Annotated in this window: 16 protein-coding genes; 5 read left to right on the forward strand and 11 right to left on the reverse strand. The window is 56.6% G+C overall.

What is annotated here, in order from left to right; all coding sequences use genetic code 11:
- Position 1: 1 nt before the first annotated feature.
- Genes rsmA through lptF form a run of 6 tightly spaced genes read right to left on the reverse strand, consistent with a single transcriptional unit; the run spans position 2 to position 7,405 of the window.
- On the reverse strand, positions 2-844 hold the full coding sequence (rsmA, locus tag BOA8489_RS00555) for a 16S rRNA (adenine(1518)-N(6)/adenine(1519)-N(6))-dimethyltransferase RsmA (RefSeq protein ID WP_093972039.1): 843 nt from the start codon (positions 842-844) through the stop codon (positions 2-4).
- Entirely contained in the window at positions 841-1,833 is a 993-nt protein-coding gene (gene pdxA, locus BOA8489_RS00560) for a 4-hydroxythreonine-4-phosphate dehydrogenase PdxA (protein WP_093972040.1), read from the reverse strand. The genes rsmA and pdxA overlap by 4 nt, the downstream gene beginning before the upstream one ends.
- A complete protein-coding gene (locus tag BOA8489_RS00565; RefSeq protein ID WP_176440156.1) occupies positions 1,833-2,993 on the reverse strand; it encodes a peptidylprolyl isomerase in 1,161 nt (386 codons plus the stop codon). Before BOA8489_RS00565 ends, pdxA begins: the two co-directional genes overlap by 1 nt.
- Positions 2,994-3,051: 58 nt before the next feature.
- Positions 3,052-5,166, reverse strand: coding sequence for an LPS-assembly protein LptD (locus BOA8489_RS00570; RefSeq protein WP_093972042.1), 2,115 nt, complete (start codon positions 5,164-5,166; stop codon positions 3,052-3,054).
- On the reverse strand, positions 5,163-6,263 hold the full coding sequence (gene lptG, locus BOA8489_RS00575) for an LPS export ABC transporter permease LptG (RefSeq protein WP_093972043.1): 1,101 nt from the start codon (positions 6,261-6,263) through the stop codon (positions 5,163-5,165). Before lptG ends, BOA8489_RS00570 begins: the two co-directional genes overlap by 4 nt.
- Positions 6,260-7,405 carry an LPS export ABC transporter permease LptF gene (gene lptF, locus BOA8489_RS00580; RefSeq protein ID WP_306345735.1) on the reverse strand — a complete coding sequence of 382 codons (1,146 nt, stop codon included), beginning with the start codon at positions 7,403-7,405 and terminating at the stop codon, positions 6,260-6,262. The genes lptG and lptF overlap by 4 nt, the downstream gene beginning before the upstream one ends.
- A 146-nt stretch (positions 7,406-7,551) precedes the next feature.
- Between lptF and BOA8489_RS00585 the strand changes: the two genes are divergently transcribed.
- Together BOA8489_RS00585 and BOA8489_RS00590 are read left to right on the forward strand one after the other, a co-directional pair.
- Positions 7,552-9,024 (forward strand): leucyl aminopeptidase, encoded by a 1,473-nt coding sequence (locus BOA8489_RS00585; protein WP_093972044.1) that lies wholly within the window; start codon positions 7,552-7,554, stop codon positions 9,022-9,024.
- Positions 9,025-9,028: 4 nt separating this feature from the next.
- Positions 9,029-9,481, forward strand: a complete 453-nt coding sequence (locus tag BOA8489_RS00590) for a DNA polymerase III subunit chi (protein WP_093972045.1) — start codon at positions 9,029-9,031, stop codon at positions 9,479-9,481.
- On the opposite strand, the gene BOA8489_RS00595 is transcribed toward BOA8489_RS00590, so the two are convergent.
- From BOA8489_RS00595 to BOA8489_RS00605, 3 genes are all read right to left on the reverse strand, one after another.
- Complete coding sequence (locus BOA8489_RS00595) at positions 9,478-10,059, reverse strand: retropepsin-like aspartic protease family protein (protein ID WP_093972046.1); 582 nt, start codon at positions 10,057-10,059, stop codon at positions 9,478-9,480. The genes BOA8489_RS00590 and BOA8489_RS00595 overlap by 4 nt on opposite strands.
- Positions 10,060-10,097: 38 nt before the next feature.
- Positions 10,098-10,721, reverse strand: a complete 624-nt coding sequence (locus BOA8489_RS00600) for a MarC family protein (protein ID WP_093972047.1) — start codon at positions 10,719-10,721, stop codon at positions 10,098-10,100.
- A 293-nt stretch (positions 10,722-11,014) separates the two neighbouring features.
- Positions 11,015-12,868, reverse strand: coding sequence for an ABC-F family ATP-binding cassette domain-containing protein (locus BOA8489_RS00605; RefSeq protein ID WP_093972461.1), 1,854 nt, complete (start codon positions 12,866-12,868; stop codon positions 11,015-11,017).
- A 187-nt stretch (positions 12,869-13,055) separates the two neighbouring features.
- On the opposite strand from BOA8489_RS00605, the gene ndk reads away from it, so the two are divergent.
- A complete protein-coding gene (gene ndk, locus BOA8489_RS00610) occupies positions 13,056-13,478 on the forward strand; it encodes a nucleoside-diphosphate kinase (RefSeq protein ID WP_093972048.1) in 423 nt (140 codons plus the stop codon).
- Positions 13,479-13,538: 60 nt separating this feature from the next.
- On the opposite strand, the gene BOA8489_RS00615 is transcribed toward ndk, so the two are convergent.
- Together BOA8489_RS00615 and BOA8489_RS20305 are read right to left on the reverse strand one after the other, a co-directional pair.
- Positions 13,539-13,877 carry a TfoX/Sxy family protein gene (locus BOA8489_RS00615; protein WP_093972049.1) on the reverse strand — a complete coding sequence of 113 codons (339 nt, stop codon included), beginning with the start codon at positions 13,875-13,877 and terminating at the stop codon, positions 13,539-13,541.
- 39 nt (positions 13,878-13,916) lie between these two features.
- Positions 13,917-14,066 (reverse strand): hypothetical protein, encoded by a 150-nt coding sequence (locus BOA8489_RS20305; RefSeq protein ID WP_176440157.1) that lies wholly within the window; start codon positions 14,064-14,066, stop codon positions 13,917-13,919.
- Between the two features lie 641 nt (positions 14,067-14,707).
- On the opposite strand from BOA8489_RS20305, the gene BOA8489_RS00620 reads away from it, so the two are divergent.
- Together BOA8489_RS00620 and BOA8489_RS20090 are read left to right on the forward strand one after the other, a co-directional pair.
- Positions 14,708-14,914: a Flp family type IVb pilin gene (locus BOA8489_RS00620; protein WP_093972050.1), complete on the forward strand. Its 207-nt coding sequence runs from the start codon at positions 14,708-14,710 to the stop codon at positions 14,912-14,914.
- Between the two features lie 48 nt (positions 14,915-14,962).
- The gene (locus BOA8489_RS20090) at positions 14,963-15,133 is read left to right on the forward strand and encodes a Flp family type IVb pilin (RefSeq protein WP_141138202.1); all 171 of its coding nucleotides are present in this window, start codon (positions 14,963-14,965) and stop codon (positions 15,131-15,133) included.
- Positions 15,134-15,248 lie beyond the last annotated feature (115 nt).

Genomic DNA, 15,248 nt, shown 5'->3' on the forward strand with positions numbered 1-15,248 from the left:
GCTAGGGTTTTTCGAGGCTGCGCGCCAAAGCGCAAAACCGTTCAATGTCAACTGTTTCAGCCCGGTCGGTCGGCTTTATTCCGGCTGAAACCAGTCTGTCTTCAATGTCAGGCCTCAGACCTTTGAGGCTTGCGCGCAGCATTTTTCTGCGCTGATTGAAGGCCCGCGCAACCAGATCGCGCAGGATTTTTGGATTGGCCGGATAGCGTGGTTCGGGAAGGCAATTCAGAGTTACAACTGCGGATCGAACCTTGGGGGCTGGTGTGAAAGCCTCGGGCGATAACTTCATCACGATGCGCGCATCGGTGCGCCAGCCTGCCAAAACCGCCAACCGTCCATAGTGCTTTTCGCCCGCTTTGGCGGTTATGCGTTGTGCGACCTCAAGTTGAAACATCAGCGTGAGCGACGTCCAGAATGGCGGCCACTCGGGCGGATCAAGCCAACGCGTCAATAACTCTGTTCCGACGTTGTACGGAAGATTGGAGACAATGCGGATCGGTGGATTGAGATGCTGCGAAAGGTCAAGTTCAAGTGCATCCCCTTCGAGTATTTCAAGCCGACCTTCATAGGCCCGCGCGATTTCCTCAAGCGCGGGAATGCAGCGCCGGTCCTTCTCTACAGCGACCACTTTGCGCGCGCCCTCCGCCAAAAGCCCTCGCGTCAGGCCTCCGGGGCCAGGTCCCACTTCAAGGACGTCCGATCCATGCAAATCGCCGGCGCAGCGCGCGATTTTCGCTGTCAGATTCAAGTCCAACAGGAAGTTTTGCCCAAGCGACTTACGGGCGGAAAGACCGTGCCTTGAAATGACTTCGCGCAGCGGTGGGAGATCGTCGATAGCGCTCATTCAAAAGCCGTTATGCGCGCGGAGGCCATGCGGTGGGCCAGTCTGATGGCTTCCACAAGTGAAGTGGCGTCCGCCAATCCCTTGCCCGCGATATCGAAGGCCGTCCCATGATCGGGTGATGTGCGCACAAACGGAAGCCCGAGTGTCACGTTGACGCCGCGATCGAAGGCAAGCGTCTTTATGGGGATAAGGGCCTGATCATGATACATCGCGACCGCTACATCATAAGTCTTGCGGGCCTTAGCGTGGAACATCGTGTCGGCGGGCAGGGGATCCGTGATTTTCATCCCGTCTGCCCGCAGGTCTTCACAAACGGGCCGAATAATCGCTGCCTCTTCTGCGCCAAGCATGCCGCCCTCACCCGCATGTGGATTAAGCCCGGCCACCGCAATGCGGGGAGTCGCTATGCCAAAATCGCGGACCATCGACTTGTGTACGATTGTCAGCGTTTTTCTTAGAAGCTCCTGCGTTAAGGCGTTGGGCACTTCGCCAAGAGGCATATGAATCGTCACCGGAACGACCTTCAGTTCTTCAGAGGCAAGCATCATGACACTGGTCTCAACGCCGCCCAATGCGGCGAGGAACTCGGTGTGGCCGGGGTAGGCAAACTTGGCGTGGTCGACCAGGATCTTCTTTGAAATCGGTGCGGTGCAAACGGCCGCCGCATCTCCGGATTGCACGAGATGGACGGCTCTTTCGATGACATCAACAACGGATTGCGCGTTTGCAGGGCTTGGAACTCCTGGCTGGGCGATCTCGGGGAATTCATGCGCCAGCACGGGCAGGCCATGGTTTGAGGCTTTTGTCGCTTCTGCTGAAGATTGAATGAGCGAAACCTTCGCGCGTACTGGCAGATGTCTCGGGTCGCCAATCCAGAAAAAAGGAGCGGAGGACGAAAGTGTTTCCCACGCTTTGACCGCTATCTCGGGCCCAACGCCTGCAGGATCGCCGCAGGTCAGGGCTACAGGTCGGCGCGACGTTTCAGTCATCAATTCGCAAGATCGGCAACAAAGGTATCGGCGCGAAGATCAGCCAGATAGTCAGCGGCAATCGACGTGAGACGCGTATTCAGAAGGCGCGTTCCGACAAGTTCAAAATCGACGGTGCTTTCAAAGGCCTGTTGGCGACCGCACAGCATAAGCACGGTGCTTTGCGAGCCTCGAACGAGGGCGGTGGTCGCTTCATTAACATCAAGAAAGTCGATCTGAGCGCGGATATCTGCTGGCAAAGCGGTCAATGGCCTGCTTTCGCGGATCAGCATATCTTCGGGCAGGTCTTTTGCGATGCCGTAGAGGTCGTCGCAGGTATCGATGCGCGATGCGATACGGTCAGCTTCACTTGGCCCTGCGGCGACGCGAAGAAGCGCATAGTCGATCGAAAGCGTCTCGGGCCGGCCGACGGCGACACGTTCAACGTCTCGTAGCAAGAAGATACCGATGACGTTATCCAGTTCGATCGGTTGACTGATCTGGCCGGGAGATAGCGCGCGGATCGGTGCCTGAATGTTTTCAGGCAGAGTTTCAATTGCGACCCAGTTCAATTGCCCTGCACGCGATCGCGAGGCGGCAACGGAGTAAAGGCGCGCGGCCGTCGAGAATTCCTCTTCGCTGCGCATTGTCGCGATTTCCGCAGCGCGCGCGCGCGAGGCGCGTGTCGTATCAGCACCTGTCTTTGGCAGAAGAATTTCCGAGATCAATACACGCAAGCCGCCTTCAGTGCCCGTGCGCGCCAAGTTACGGTCTATAACTTCCTGCGGGATGTTGCGGGCTTCGGAACGGAACCTCGCCTGAACATGGGCCCGCCACGCGATCCCGGCCGTCACAAAGTCGCGAAAGGTCTGTGCATCGACACCTTCTTGACCAAGCGCGGTGATGAACTCCTCGGCGGTCAAATTCGCACGCGCAGCAAATTCTTCAAGGCCGGCCGCAATCTGGTCTTCACCGGGCATATCGCCGCTAAGCCGGGCGGCTTCGAATTGAATGGTTTCATTGATTAACTGTTCGCGTGCAAGTGCACGCGGATCGCCGGGCGCACGCAAAAGAGCCAGGAAGCGTGTGCGTTGCGTGATCTGGTATTCCGTTATGATGTTGTCATTGGCCTGGATTGCTGGCCGGAACCGGTTTTGCGCCTCGGCCGGCAGCGACGACATGGCAACCACCATTACAAGTGACAAGAATATGACAACGCAACTGGAATTCTTCACTTTGTTACCCTCTGCAAACCGACCGGCTTGCCCCCTGCTTTTGTCCGTTCCCAACACCAAGCAATGACACGCGGAAACCGAAGTCCGTGGTAGGTGTGACGCTTGTAGATGTTGCATAACGGCGCGTCACGGAAAGGTCTATCCGAATGCAATCAGTCTCGAATTCAAGCCCGAGGCCCGCGCGCGCAGCGCGACCTTCGTTGAAGTCGTAGCGCCAGTCTGTGCTGGCTGTCCAGTTTTCGTTGAGGTCAAGAAATCCTCCAAACGCCAATTCAGACAACTTGTCTGTTCGCCCTTCGGAAGGTTCGGGTTGCGCGAATAAAAAACTGGACGACAGGGCGGCTTTGTCGCCTTGCCAGTCAACGCGGGTCTCATTCAAGGTGAAAGCCACGTTGTCATCAAAGAGCGAGCGTGACGACAGCCAAAGGCGATCGCCATATGACAGACGTCCAGCCAGCAGCCACTCGGATTGATCTGCATCCTGGCCGCCGGTGTCCGAAAATTGCAAAGCCCCATCCAGGCTTGCAACGCGACCGATTGCAAGATTTGCTCCCCAGCCGTTTTTCTGGACCCGGTGCCAGTTGAACCCCAAGGCAGCGCGAGGTCCGTCTTCTATGCCGTCGATGCCCGGAAACCGGGAGGGTGCAAAGAGATTGGCTTCGTCGAATTCCACGATACGGCTGTCTTCGAGAGGAACGGCACTTCCGCTGACATTGGCAAAATCAAATCTCAGGATCGGCTCAAGTATTTCGGTCGCGCCATCTGCCGTCGTCCTCGCAAGCGGCCAGCGCAACTCTGTTGCAACGCGGGGGGCGACCCGCAGCGCGTTGCGCTCAAACCGCGAGTCCTGGCTGACGTTGTAGGCTTCGATGCGAAGGGCGGCTTCGGTGTCGAGAACAAGTCCGGATTGGAGCTGGTCGCGGCGCGACCAGTCTGCGCCAAATCCGATACGTGATACGTCGCGCCCAAGAATATCCGCGGAAGACGGACGGTTCAGAGCGGCAGTATCGACCCGGACCGAGGTTCTGCCGCCAAAATGCAGTCCGTCAAGTTCGCGCTGATAAGAGGTTTCGATAAAGCGGTCGGGCAGGGTGTCCCGGATCGGAATTTCTTGGTCCCGAAGTGTTCGAAACTCTGTGATGCTGGCGCGAAACAGGTCTTTTTCGCGGACGCGCCCCAGCGCGAATTCGTTCGTGAGTCGGTCCTTCGAGGAATAATCGTATTGAAAGAGATACCCGGGGTCCGAGACGAACTCGAGCTGTCCTGTCGCAACAAAGCCTTGTGGTAAAAGGTAGGTCCCGTTGGCAAAAAGATACCCCCGGCCGCCGAGATCATCGTCGTTTGTCACCGCCCCGTCGAAAGAAAGCTGGCCGTTGCGGATCTCCTGACGATACGAGAACTCGAGTGTTGCGGTCCTTGCCGACAGATACGGCGTGAGCGTTGCATCGGCGTGGCGCCCGATTGCAATGAAATAAGGAAGCAGAATGCCAGTGCCCAGGTCGGAAGATGTCCGAAGTTCAGGGATCAAAAGGCCGTTTGCGCGATCTAGCGTCGGGTCGGGCAGTCGTAGTCTCGGCAGATAGATAAGTGGAACGCCTGCCATTCGAAACTGGGCGTTTTCGAAATAGAGTTGTTGGCCCTCAGTGTCATGGATAACCCGAGACGCGCGTATCTCCCAAAGCGGCGTTGGATTAGATGCACAGACTTCGCAGGAGGATGCGACCACGCGGCGCAAAGTGGTATAGCGGTCTTCTACGCGCGAGATTTGTGCCGCGGCGAGTTGAAATTGTTGGTCGAGAACAAGTCGTGCCGATGTCAGCACGCCGTCGCGCAGATCACTGTCCAGAGTTGCCGCATCTGCGGTGAATATATCCCCGGTTTCGCTGGTCAAGGTGACGTCGCCCTGGATCGAAAGCGTGTCACTATTGCGGTCATAAACAATGCGGTCGGCCACAAGTCGGTTGCCGTCGTAATAGATGATGACGTTACCCTCGGCAGTGATACTGCCGACCGGATCGATCACCACACTATCCGCGACAAGGGACGCAAGCGCTTGCGCGTGCAACATGGCCGGAAGAAATATGGCGCAGACCATCAGAGAGAAAAACCAGCGCTTCATCCGTCTTCCAGATGCAAGAGTAATCCAAGCGGCAGAAGGACTGCGGCGACCGGTGGGCCCCAAGCCGCAAGCAGGATCGGGATCTGCCCATTCTCGCCCAGAATGGCGGCAAAGTTGCGGATGAAATAGAGGCTGAAGCCGAGCGCTAGCGCAAGCATCACCATTAGGCCGGTCCGTCCCATTCGGGTATGTCGCATGGTGAACCCGGCGCCCACAAGAACCATTGAAATAAGCAGGATCGGCAACGCCAACTCCATGTGAAAGAAAGTTCGGTGGTTTCTTGCGGAAAACCCGGCGTCCTCAAGTTGCCTGATAAAGGCGGGTAGTTCCCAGATCGGAATGGCTGAGGGTGTCCCGAAACTGTCAAGTATCTGGTCACGCGTCAGATTGGACGCAAGGCTCATTCGGTCAGCGACAAACGCGTTTTGTTCGGGAATTATCTCGTTGGGATCAAAGCGCCATTCCTTAGCTCCTTCAATCTCCCAGGCTCCGGTGACAAGTCGCGCGACGTCGGCTTCTATCCGGTAACTTGGCCGGCCATTTGAGTCAAAGCCCAGAAATGTTGCTCCGAACAGGACCGTCCCATCCAAATTCGCCCGTTCGGCCCGGATCACGGTTTGCCCGGATTGCGTGCCCTGACGCAACCACAGACCTTCGCGTGAAACCGAAACCGTCGACGCCCCTTCACTTGTCAGTCGACCTGCGACTGTTTCATATTGCTTCGAGGTTGCTGCAACGATCGGATTGATCACCGCAACTGCAAAAATGCCGATCAAGAAGGTGACAGCCAGCGGGGCCAGAAGGCTTTTTAGTGCCGATCGCCCCGACGCGCGCGTCACCACTAATTCCGAGGACCGCGCCAGCCCAAGGAAAAGCGCCAGCGTCGCCAAGATCATGATTAACGGCAGGATGCGGTAGAGCGTCTCGGGAACGTTGAGCGCGCTCAACGACAAGAGCGTGCCGAAAGTCGCATCGGTCGAACCGAATTTCCGTATTTGTTCGACCATGTCCAATAGGAACAGAATGATGAAAAACACGAAGATCGTGGACATCAAAGTCTTAAAGAACCGCCGCGCGAAATAAAGGTGAAGCGTCATGCGGCATCGCCCTCCATTTCTGTGCGGCGCGGTTTTCGGCGAAAGAGCGCCGGGCGGCACGCCAGTTCAAGAAGGGCCGCAGCCAGCAAGAGTCCGACGATTGGCCCCAGATATGCGGCCGGCCAAAGGCTGGCATTCGATTGAACGATGTCCTGTCCGACCCGGGTGATCATTTGTATAGCGATTAGGGCTGCAATTGCCCCGAGGATCTGTCGCCAAATCCCAAACCTGGAAAAACCACCCAACAAGAGTGCCGCAAATCCAACCAGTGGCGCGAACAGTCCGTTCAAGGCATTTCCAAAGCGCTCATGGGCTTCGGACAGCAAAGTATTGCGAGAGGCGCCCGTCAATGCCTGGGTTGTCTCGCTGGCCTGAAGCAGAACTCTGGTGCTCAGTTCTTGAGGTCGTATGCGCCCAACGCCGCCAAGCTCCACCAAGCCACTGAGGTCAAAGGCAAGATTCTCAAACCGGATCACGGACAAGAGCCGTGTTTCAGTGTCCAAAGACTGTGCCATACCATCAAGCATGATTAGGGTCGGTGCCACCGACCCGCGGATCAGTAAGGCTTCGCGCGCCGTATAGGTTACCCTCGTTTCTTTATCTCGTGCGTCGGATAAAAAGATGTTCATCAACTCGCCTTGAGGCGAAATCTCGCGAATATAGAACGTTACCTTGTCCGCCGGGTGGATGAATCTTCCTTCGGTCAAGAGCCGCGCGGTCATGTTCTGGGATATCTCGTCTGAGCGCACCGCAAGCTGACGCAGGCTCGCAGGCACCAGATAATGACCGAGGATAGAAGCCAGTACAGCAACAATCAGACCAAAACAAATGACCGGACGGGCAAGTCTCCATGGGGAAAAACCGGTGGCCTGAACCACAATCAACTCGCTTTCTGTCGTCAATCTGTTCGTCACGTAAAGCGTGCCCGCAAATGCAGCGATCGGAAGAACGATACGAATGACGTTGGGCAAGGACAGAACTGAGAATTCCAGAAAAACCGTTGCGGACTGACCGTTCGCAATCAACTGGTCGAACAGGACGACGGCGCGATTGACCCAATACACAAGCACAAGCACCAGCGCAAAAAAGCCAAACAGCATCAAGAGCTGTGCCATGAGGTATCTGTCGAATCGTCCGATCATCACTGACTGACTTGGATAAACTGCGATCCTTAAATCATAGCCCGGCAGCAGAGAACAGGCATGGACGCATCTGGTGTGAGTTTATCGGCTGGTCTTGGCCAAGTCGGAGCATTAGGCTCTCGGCAAATAGAAAAACCGGAGCGTCCATGACTGAACTTGCGAAACTCAAGATAATTGAAACGAGCCTTGAGCATATTTCGCAAGCACCAGGTCGGGTCGTGGTTTTCGTCCCGGAAAGCGGCAAGCTCGATCAATATGCGCGTCGATTGAACCGACTGATGCGCGGAGCACTTGAGCGTTTTGTCGAGAGCAAGGCATTCTCCAAACTGGCAGAAGGCCAAGCCGCTGATCTGGCTTTTCCCACGGGGCTTCATGTGGACGCGGTTCAGGTGATCCGACTCGACCGGCGCATTAATCCTGAAGCCGAGCGTCGGGCGGGCGCGTCAATCGGTGGCGCGGCAGGTGAAGGACCGGTCCTTGTTCTGGCAGGAGGTCGTCAAAAACTTGAGAACATTGCGATGGGCTGTCTTTTGAAGTCATACGGCTTCGTTCATCACAAGACATCCAACGAGGAAAATCGCGTGCCTCGCGAGATCACTTTCATGGTCTCGAAGCCGCATGCAGTACGTGCGGACCTTAAGCGTGTTCAGGCCGTTGCCGATGGCATTTACTTCGCCCGCGATCTGGTCAACGAGCCAGCCAACGTATTGACCACGACGGCCTTTGCCGAGCGACTTGAAGCCCTTCGCGATATAGGCCTGAAGGTCGAGGTGCTGGACGAAGACCAACTGCAGTCGCTTGGAATGCGTGCGCTTTTAGCCGTTGGTCATGGAAGCGAGACTCCTTCAAAAGTCGTTGTGATGGAATGGACCGGAAGTGGCACGGAAGCGCCCCTGGCTCTCATTGGCAAGGGCGTGGTCTTTGATACGGGCGGTATTTCCTTGAAGCCGGCGGGCGGCATGGAGGAGATGACCATGGATATGGGAGGGGCCGGAACGGTTGCTGGCGTCATGAAGGCCCTCGCGCTGCGCAATGCAGCGGCGAATGTCGTCGGCGTGGTGGGGCTGGTGGAAAACATGCCTGACGGTCGCGCTCAGCGACCCGGTGATGTGGTGCGGTCAATGAAGGGTGACACTGTCGAAGTGATCAATACTGATGCCGAAGGCCGCCTCGTCCTGTGCGATATCATGTGGTACGCGCAAGACCGTTTTGCTCCAAGGGCCATGATTGACCTTGCGACCCTGACAGGCGCAATTGTCGTCGCTCTCGGTCACGAAAACGCAGGCGCATTTTCAAACGACGATGCACTCGTCACCTCGTTCCTTGCGGCTGCAAAGACCGAAGGCGAAGGCGCTTGGCGCATGCCTTTGGGTACCGGTTATGCGCAGACATTGAAGAGCCGCGTCGCGGATGTGAAGAATGTTGGTGGGCGCCCCGGAGGGGCGATCATCGCGGCCGAATTCCTGCAGCGTTTCGTGAACGAAGACATGCCTTGGATACACCTCGATATCGCGGGTGTTGCCAGTCTTGGTGCGGCGTCCGAACTTGCCCCGAAAGGAGCGACGGGGTGGGGTGTGCGAGCGCTGGATCGTCTCGTTTCGGATCGATTCGAGGGCTAGGGGCATGGGAAGTGTCTATTTCTACCACCTGACCGAGAATCCGCTGGAAGCGACTTTGCCGATGCTTCTGCAGAAGTCCTTGGCCGCCGGATGGCGCGTTGCCGTTCGGTCTGGTGACGTGGACTTGATCAGGCGACTGGATGCATCGCTCTGGCTAGGCGAAGGCTTTTTGCCACACGGGATCGCTGGTGGTCCGCACGATGCTGACCAACCGGTCCTCTTGACGAAAGACGAGGCGAAGAATGCCCCACATTGTCTGATGGCTGTCGGACAGGCTTCGATTGATGTCGAAGAAGCGAAGGCTTCCGAACGCGTGTGCATTTTGTTTGATGGCGCCGATCCGCAGGCGGTCGATCATGCAAGGGGGCTGTGGCGTGTCATGACGGATGCCGGACTTGCAGCCCAGTATTGGGCCGACGAAGGCGGGCGCTGGCAGAAAAAGGCCGAAAACGCCTAAGGCTGCAATGTCATCTGGTCGCCGCTGATTTCGATACGGTCAAACAGACTGAGATAGCGCATTCCCAAAAGAGAACCGGGCATTTCACCTTCATTCACGGATGCCGGAATGCCGCGATGCGAAAACGGCCCAAGGACGATGGTATCGAGTGTGACGAAAGCCGTCCGCACGTCGCCATTCGCCGTGCGCGCCCGTCCTATGAATGCCAGACTTTCGGGATCAAGCCCTATGCGGGTGGCGTCTTCCAATGTAAGAACGATATCGGTCGCGCCAGTATCCACAAGAAAATCAACGGGCACATCATTGATGCGAAGCGTCAAATGAAAATGTCCATCGAAACTCCGTCCTATTGAGATCGCTGCTCCGTCCTCGACCACTGCTTGTCGCGGCAAAAGCTCGGATTCGATGTCTTCCCAAATTCCATAGGCCCCGACAACACCCACAAAAATCAGCACCCATGCAATCAACATGCGGGCGATTTTTCCAAGCCCTTGACGGTTCTCGGCTATGAACCAACCGATGATGGCTGCACCTAAGATCGTCAGATAGATAAGGCTGTCGAGGTTAAGACTGCTCATGGATAATAAATAGGTGCGGGTCGCGACCTTGGGTAGGGCTAGCCGCCAAATCCAACGGCGCGCAATCCATCCAGCACAAATTGAACCGACAAAGCCGCGAGCAACATTCCCAGCAAGCGTGTAACAACATTGATGCCCACGGGCCCCAAGGCGCGCTCGATCGGATTGGCCAGCAGAAAAAAGCAGAACGTCAACAGCATGACGCCGAACATCACGGCGTGAACCGTCATGACCCAGGCCCATTCCCCGTCGTTTTGATTGGTCAACAGGATCATCGTTGCAATCGCACCGGGTCCGGCAATCAGTGGGATCGCCAGTGGAAAGACCGATGGATCGTCCTCATTCGCGTGACTCTGGTCTTCACGTCGCTTGGTGCGGCGCTCAAACAGCATATCCAGCGCCGTCAGGAACAACAGAAAGCCCCCGGCAATGCGGAATGCCGGCATGGAAATCCCGGCAAATCCCAAAACAGCGTCTCCAAGCAATCCAAATGCTGTCAAGAGCCCGGCACCGACAAGGCAAGCTGTCACGGCGATCCGGCGCCGGTAGGCCGTGGTCCGCCCTTGGGTCAAGGCCACAAACAAGGGTGCAAGACCAATCGGATCGATGATCACGAACAGGGTTATGAAGACCGTCAAGATCAGGGCGAAGTCATAAGGCATATCTGCATTGAGCAGGTTTTGCCGGGCTGGGCAAGGATGACGTCAAGACCGTCTGATGCGCTCGTCCACCATTTTCAGGTTGGCCATCGGTTCAAGGTCAGGGGGCGAAGTACCATTTTGCGTCGTCGACAATCAGGGAAGTCTGGCATTCGGAGACAAGCCGGAAGCAGAGTGTTGTCGCGCCTCTCTTGCCACGGTTTTCTAGGCTTACCGGCTTTGAAAAGGCGGCTACCGAAACTGTCGAAGCATCGAGGACCTGCTGCGCGTGCTAGTCCAATCCCGCCGTATGGCGACTACGACTCCTGGCCTGCCACTCGCTCCAAGCGCTCGACAGCCTTCATCCAGAGGTCTTCCGCTCGTGCCAAACCATCTTCGACTTCGGCAAACTTCTTCTGCCACGTCGTGTATTCGACCTGACGCTCGGGTGCGTATATCTTGGGATCGGATAGCTTCTGTGAGATCTTCTCGTGGATCTCGGAAAGCTTTGTCACACGTGCCTCTGCAGTCGACGCTGCTTGACGAAGCTCCGCGATATCCGCGCGACTTGCCCGCACAGGCTTGGATTTCGGCTTGTCCTGTTTCGTCGCAGGTTGATCCAACAGCATCCGGCGATAGGCCTCCAGATCGTGATCATATGGACCGACGGCGCCGTCCTTCACAAGCCAAAGCCTGTCGGCGACAAGGCTCAGAAGATGCATGTCATGACTGACCAGTACAACGGCCCCGGTATAGGCTGTCAGGGCTTCCACCAAAGCTTCGCGGCTCTCCATATCGAGGTGGTTGGTCGGTTCGTCCAAAATCAAGAGATGCGGGGCGTCCAGAGTTGCGATCAACAGCGACAGGCGGGCTTTCTGGCCACCTGACAGGCGGCCAACCAGAGTTTCCGCTTGCTCCGCTCCGATTCCGAACCCGCCGAGGCGCGCGCGCCATTTGCCGGGACCGTCGTTCGGGCGCAACCGCCGCAAATGATCAATAGGCGTTTCATCTGCGTGCAGTTCATCCAATTGATGCTGCGCGAAGTAGCCGACCCTCAGCTTGCGCGCCTGTGTCAACTGCCCGGCAAGTGGTTCAAGTTTGCCAGCCAGAAGCTTCGAGAGCGTCGATTTGCCCTCGCCATTGCGGCCCAAGAGCGCGATGCGGTCGTCTTGATCGATCCGCAATGCCAGCCTCGACAGCACCGCCTTGCCATCATACCCGACCGAGGCCCGGTCGATATTGATGATCGGCGGGGACAGTTCCTCCGGTTCGGGAAAACTAAAGCGCTTCAACGCTGCTTCCTGTGGTGTCGTGATTGGCGTCATCTTGGCGATCATCTTCAGCCGCGATTGTGCCTGCACGGCCTTAGACGCCTTGGAGCGGAACCGGTCGACGAAGCTTTGCAGATGTGCACGGCGCGCGTCCTGTTTGCGAGCTTCGGATTCGGCGACGGCCAGACGCGCGGTGCGCGTGGCTGCGAAAGTATCGTAGTTGCCCCGATACAGCGTCAACTTCCTGTCCTCAAGGTGAAGGATCGACGTGACCGCTCGGTTCAGCAAACCGCGGTCGTGGCTGATGGTGATGACCGTGTGCGGGTACTTCGCGAGGTAACTTTCCAGCCACAGCGCGCCTTCAAGGTCGAGGTAGTTCGTCGGCTCATCCAAAAGAAGGAGATCAGGAGCGGAAAACAACACCCCGGCCAGCGCCACGCGCATGCGCCATCCACCGGAGAACGCAGAGCAGGGCATCGCTTGTTCTTCTTGTGTGAACCCGAGACCGCGCAAGATCGTGCTGGCGCGCGCCTCGGCGGACCATGCATCGATATCGGCAAGTCGCGTTTGAATTTCGCTGATGCGGGTTGCGTCGGTTGCCGTATCCGCCTCTGCCAACAGACTTGCGCGCTCCGTGTCGGCTTCCAGAACCGTATCCAGCAGCGAGACCTCAGACCCGGGCACTTCCTGAGCCACGCCACCGATACGCGCGCCCTTCGGGATGTGAATGCTGCCGCCCTCCAAAGCGTACTCGCCCCGGATCAGCTTGAACAAGGTCGTCTTCCCCGTTCCGTTGCGCCCGACAAATCCGATCTTGTGACCGGTCGGGATATTGGCCGAGGCATCCTCGAACAAGGGTCGCCCTTCGATGGCGAAACGTATGGAGTCTATTGTAAGCACGAGGCGGCACTTAGCAGAGGCATCGGGGGGACCGAAAGCCCTGTTTGAGAAATCACGAACCGACCGGTCGATTGATGTCATTCGCGCTGCAATGTCTTTCCATTCAGGTGCATGCGTGCTAGTCGGTCGGCGATTTTTCAGGGGAATGCATCGGGCGTTCCACCGATCCACCAAAAGAGGCAGAGACATGGCGCTCGAACGCACGTTTTCCATCATCAAACCAGACGCGACAAAGCGGAACCTGACCGGCAAGATCAACGCCAAATTCGAGGAAGCGGGTCTGCGGATCATCGCCCAAAAGCGGATCCATATGACCAAGGCTCAAGCCGGCGAGTTCTACAAGGTCCACGCCGAGCGTCCTTTCTATGACGAGCTTTGCGAATTCATGGCCTCCGAGCCTGTCGTGGTTCAGGTCCTGGAAGGCGAAGGCGCCATTCTGAAGAACCGCGAAGTCATGGGCGCTACGAACCCGGCAGACGCCGCACCTGGCACGATCCGCGCCGAATTCGCCGAAAGCGTCGGCGAGAACTCTGTGCACGGCTCTGATGCCCCCGAGACAGCAGCGGAAGAAATCGCCTACTTCTTTTCCGGTCTCGAACTGGTCGGCTGATCTTTACACGACCCACCGTACAATGGCCGTCCTTTTGGGCGGCCATTTTCGTTTCGCGCTTTATCGAACGCCAATGCGGTTCAATGCATCTTCAAGGCTTGCTGGAAGCGAGCCGTCATTCGGCGCCGTTATTTCTGCTCTTGATTTGATTTCGTCGAACCTGCGACGAAGCTCGGTCTTCTCGTTGCCCTGGCAATCGTTCCACGGGCGGCCCTGCAATCCCATGACCAAAGCGTAAAATCCGATAAAGTGGGGCCGCGCGCCCGATGCGATCAGTCTGGCATAGGCCGCGTCCGCGCCAAGTTCCCGAAGCTGCTCTGCCGTCGCGATGCCGGCCTTGGCAAAGGCCGCATCTGATGCGGGGCCAAGATTTCGGATAGAGGACACGGGATCAGTCATGCCGTGGTTATATCGTCCGCAGAGCCCGCGTGACAGTATTTAGATCAGCGCCCAGTCCGTGAACTGATAAGCGTCTTTCTCTGCGTCCTCGTTCGGTTTCGCAGGGGGCGTGTCTTCCGCCTTTGCGGGTGGTTGCTGAGGAGGGGGTGGTGTCTTCTGGTCATCGCCAAACATAGCCGATCCAATCATCAAGCCCCGGTCCATACACGGCAACGCACAGATGTGCCGCTTAAAATATACTGCCCACGCCAGATGGCTGCACGTGGTCGGGCAGGGGACGTCTGTAAGGTGATTTCGAGGTCAGGATGCCCCATTTGCCGAAATGAGGCGGAAATGTGGCAAAACGTTGGCGGCGAATTCCTGCCGTTGCGGGGTGTTCCAGAGGGCGGGCGGCGTCTTATCCACAGAAAGACGGCGGAGTCTTGCTTGCCGCACAGGTGTGAGCAGGACGATTCTCGGCATTTTTTCGAAAATCCCGATGCCGTAAGTGACTGTTTATCGTTAATAAATCAACAATCCTTCGAATATCATCCGGTTGTTTCGCATTTGGCAGTCGGGCGAATCGTGAAGTCGTCGATTCGGGGTCGATAGGCGGTTTTTTGCCGGTGGCGTGCGCCCCATTTGAGGCGCTCTTGGCCGCTTATGGCCACATTTCGGCCCAACTTGCTCGAAAATACAACTTTTGGTGGTAAATTTCATTACTCCGGACGGTGCGCGAAGCGATAGTAAGGTTCTATCATTGATTCCAGGGCCGGGGGAAAAGACGCCGGTTCAGTTCGTAAACCGCGTTAAAGCGGAAATGTTGAAAAGCGTATGTAAGGAGAACTGAAATGCGCATCTTTATGAAATACTTTTACAATAACGAGTCAGGTGCGACCCTCGTTGAATATGGTGTCGCACTAATCTTGGCGATCATTGTTGGAGGCGTCGCGCTTTCAAATCTTGCAGGAGAAACGAGCGAAAACCTCGTAGATGCATGTGGCGCAATGACACCAGTTGAGGCTGGTACCTTAATTACAGTGGAAACTGGCTGCTGAGCAGCGTTTCCGATAAACAGACAATTTAAAAGTAGAAGGTGAGAAGTAATGTTCCAGATTTTCAAAATGTTTCGGAAAAGTGAATCGGGCGCCACTCTGGTTGAGTATGGCGTTGCGCTTATCTTGGCCATTATTGTTGGTGGCACGGCTTTGGTAACTTTGGCAGATCAGACATCCAACAACATGAATGCGACTGTGAATTCTCTGAACGAACGCTGAATTAATAAGTTCGCGGACGCAGATCCGTTGGAATGCGTCCGCGAACAGAAAAAAATATTTGCGGTTCACCATATACTGCATGTGAGCCCTGGGTCTTTTAAGCTGATAGGTTGAG

The organism is Boseongicola aestuarii, assembly GCF_900184815.1.
In the GTDB taxonomy this organism is placed as follows: domain Bacteria; phylum Pseudomonadota; class Alphaproteobacteria; order Rhodobacterales; family Rhodobacteraceae; genus Boseongicola; species Boseongicola aestuarii.

Excerpts from the sequence above, each read along its gene's own strand:
- BOA8489_RS00600 (WP_093972047.1), bottom strand. The coding sequence starts at position 10,721 with ATGCCTTATGACTTCGCCCTGATCTTGACGGTCTTCATAACCCTGTTC.
- BOA8489_RS00585 (WP_093972044.1), top strand. The coding sequence starts at position 7,552 with ATGACTGAACTTGCGAAACTCAAGATAATTGAAACGAGCCTTGAGCAT.
- BOA8489_RS20305 (WP_176440157.1), bottom strand. The coding sequence starts at position 14,066 with ATGATTGGATCGGCTATGTTTGGCGATGACCAGAAGACACCACCCCCT.
- BOA8489_RS00620 (WP_093972050.1), top strand. The coding sequence starts at position 14,708 with ATGCGCATCTTTATGAAATACTTTTACAATAACGAGTCAGGTGCGACC.
- BOA8489_RS00565 (WP_176440156.1), bottom strand. The coding sequence starts at position 2,993 with ATGTCGTCGCTGCCGGCCGAGGCGCAAAACCGGTTCCGGCCAGCAATC.
- BOA8489_RS00570 (WP_093972042.1), bottom strand. The coding sequence starts at position 5,166 with ATGAAGCGCTGGTTTTTCTCTCTGATGGTCTGCGCCATATTTCTTCCG.
- lptF (WP_306345735.1), bottom strand. The coding sequence starts at position 7,405 with ATGATCGGACGATTCGACAGATACCTCATGGCACAGCTCTTGATGCTG.
- BOA8489_RS00615 (WP_093972049.1), bottom strand. The coding sequence starts at position 13,877 with ATGACTGATCCCGTGTCCTCTATCCGAAATCTTGGCCCCGCATCAGAT.
- ndk (WP_093972048.1), top strand. The coding sequence starts at position 13,056 with ATGGCGCTCGAACGCACGTTTTCCATCATCAAACCAGACGCGACAAAG.
- lptG (WP_093972043.1), bottom strand. The coding sequence starts at position 6,263 with ATGACGCTTCACCTTTATTTCGCGCGGCGGTTCTTTAAGACTTTGATG.
- BOA8489_RS20090 (WP_141138202.1), top strand. The coding sequence starts at position 14,963 with ATGTTCCAGATTTTCAAAATGTTTCGGAAAAGTGAATCGGGCGCCACT.
- BOA8489_RS00595 (WP_093972046.1), bottom strand. The coding sequence starts at position 10,059 with ATGAGCAGTCTTAACCTCGACAGCCTTATCTATCTGACGATCTTAGGT.
- BOA8489_RS00590 (WP_093972045.1), top strand. The coding sequence starts at position 9,029 with ATGGGAAGTGTCTATTTCTACCACCTGACCGAGAATCCGCTGGAAGCG.
- rsmA (WP_093972039.1), bottom strand. The coding sequence starts at position 844 with ATGAGCGCTATCGACGATCTCCCACCGCTGCGCGAAGTCATTTCAAGG.
- pdxA (WP_093972040.1), bottom strand. The coding sequence starts at position 1,833 with ATGACTGAAACGTCGCGCCGACCTGTAGCCCTGACCTGCGGCGATCCT.